Origin of the sequence: Pseudoroseomonas cervicalis ATCC 49957, from assembly GCF_000164635.1 — a bacterium.
GTDB lineage: Bacteria > Pseudomonadota > Alphaproteobacteria > Acetobacterales > Acetobacteraceae > Pseudoroseomonas > Pseudoroseomonas cervicalis.
This window is the reverse complement of the sequence record NZ_GG770917.1, coordinates 1-1,708: the sequence shown is the minus strand read 5'-3', so window position 1 is coordinate 1,708 and position 1,708 is coordinate 1. Positions and strand designations below refer to the sequence as shown.

Genomic DNA, 1,708 nt, shown 5'->3' with positions numbered 1-1,708 from the left:
AGCCGGCGGCGCCGGGGCGGCTGGTCGAGCAGGCGGCGGCGGCGCTGGGCGGGCTGGACGTGCTGGTCTCCAATGCCGGCTTCGCCGACCGCACCCCGGTCGCGGCGCTGTCGGACGAGGGCTTCAGCCGCAGCCAGGACGCCATCCTGGGCGCGCTGTTCCGCCTGGCCCGCGCCGCCGGGCCGATCCTGGCGGCAGGCGAGGCGCCGCGCCTGGTCGCCGTCTCCTCCTTTGTCGCGCACAATTTCCGCACCGACAGCACCGTCTTCCCGGCCTCGGCCACCGCCAAGGCGGGGGTGGAGGCGCTGGTCAAGGCGCTGGCCATCGAATGGGCGCCCAAGGTGACGGTGAACGCCGTGGTGCCCGGCTACACCCAGAAGGATGCCGGCGCCCATGCCGCGCTGGACGCGAAGGCGTGGGAGGCGGTGATCGCCCGCATCCCGCTGCGCCGCCTCGGCCTGCCGGCGGATGTGGCGGCGGCGATCGCCTTCCTGGCCTCGGACCGCGCCGGCTACATCACCGGCCAGTGCCTGCATGTCGATGGCGGCGTGGTGATCTGAGGCGGCGCTAGCCCGCCCTGGCCAGCGCCAGCAGCTCCTGGCGCAGCCGCGCCGGGTCCGGCAGCGCCGCCTCGATCGCCGCATGGTGCCGCTGCCAGACGGGGAAGGCGCGGGCGAGCAGGGCGCGCCCCTCCGGCAGCAGCGCCAGGCGGCGGCCGCGGCGGTCCTGCGGGTCGGGCCGCAGCTCGACCAGGCCGCGCCGCTGCAGCGGCTTCAGCGCCGCGGTCAGGGTGGTGCGGTCCATCGCCAGCAGCGCGGCCACCGGCCCCATCGGCGGCGGCTCCGGCCGGTTCAGCGCCATCAGCAGCGAGAACTGGCCATTGGTCAGGCCGAGCGGCCGCAGCGCCGCGTCGAAATGCCGCGCCAGGGCGCGGGCGGCGCGCTGCGCGTGCAGGCACAGGCAGGCATCCCGGACCAGGATCGTGATCTCGGGCGGCAGGGCGTCGGGCGGCGCGGGCTTTGACATGTCCATCGATATGTTGATACCAACCTAATAGGCGCGAGCGCGAGGCCAGCATGGACCAGAGGTGCGGCGTTCCGAAGCCGGACCCGGCCCGCCCCCCCCCCCCGCGCCACCACCGGGAGGACGAAAAAATGCAGGTCGAGCAACAGGCGGAGCATCGCTGGCTGATGCGGCTGCTGGGCGAGTGGGACAGCACCGGGCAATGCACCGCCGGCCCCGACACCGCCGAGATGCGCGGGCGGGAGAGCGTGCGCGCGCTCGGCGACATCTGGGTGCTGTGCGAGGGCGAGGGCGAGATGCCCGGCGGCGGCCAGGCGCGGATGCTGATGACCCTGGGCTACGACCCGGCGCAGGGCTGCTTCCTCGGCAGCTTCGCCGGGTCGATGATGACGCATCTCTGGACCTATCGCGGCCAGCTGCGGGGCGACACGCTGCTGCTGGACACCGAGGGGCCGGACTTCCAGGGCGGCACCGCCCGCTACCAGGACATCATCCGGCTGGAGGGCGACGACACCCGGCACATGACCTCGCGCATGGCGCTGCCGGATGGCAGCTGGCAGGAGGTGATGCGCGCGACCTTCCGCCGCCGGGCCTGACGGCTCAGCGCAACGCGGCCCGCGCCAGCAGGGCGCGCAGCCGGCCGGGCGGCGCCTCCCACAGCGCCAGCAGCGCCGCATAGGGGTCG

Annotated in this window: 3 protein-coding genes; 2 read left to right on the top strand and 1 reads right to left on the bottom strand. The window is 74.8% G+C overall.

What is annotated here, in order from left to right; translation table 11 throughout:
- Nucleotides 1-560: SDR family NAD(P)-dependent oxidoreductase (locus HMPREF0731_RS20335; RefSeq protein ID WP_007006105.1), on the top strand; the 560-nt coding region annotated here is incomplete at its 5' end.
- Between the two features lie 7 nt (nt 561-567).
- Here the strand turns inward: HMPREF0731_RS20335 and HMPREF0731_RS20330 are convergent.
- Nucleotides 568-1,026 (bottom strand): MarR family winged helix-turn-helix transcriptional regulator, encoded by a 459-nt coding sequence (locus tag HMPREF0731_RS20330; protein WP_040614229.1) that lies wholly within the window; start codon nt 1,024-1,026, stop codon nt 568-570.
- 128 nt (nt 1,027-1,154) lie between these two features.
- Here HMPREF0731_RS20330 and HMPREF0731_RS20325 point away from each other — a divergent pair, with 128 nt between their 5' ends.
- Nucleotides 1,155-1,619 carry a DUF1579 domain-containing protein gene (locus HMPREF0731_RS20325; protein WP_040614226.1) on the top strand — a complete coding sequence of 155 codons (465 nt, stop codon included), beginning with the start codon at nt 1,155-1,157 and terminating at the stop codon, nt 1,617-1,619.
- Nucleotides 1,620-1,708 lie beyond the last annotated feature (89 nt).

Excerpts from the sequence above, each read along its gene's own strand:
- HMPREF0731_RS20330 (WP_040614229.1), bottom strand. The coding sequence starts at position 1,026 with ATGTCAAAGCCCGCGCCGCCCGACGCCCTGCCGCCCGAGATCACGATC.
- HMPREF0731_RS20325 (WP_040614226.1), top strand. The coding sequence starts at position 1,155 with ATGCAGGTCGAGCAACAGGCGGAGCATCGCTGGCTGATGCGGCTGCTG.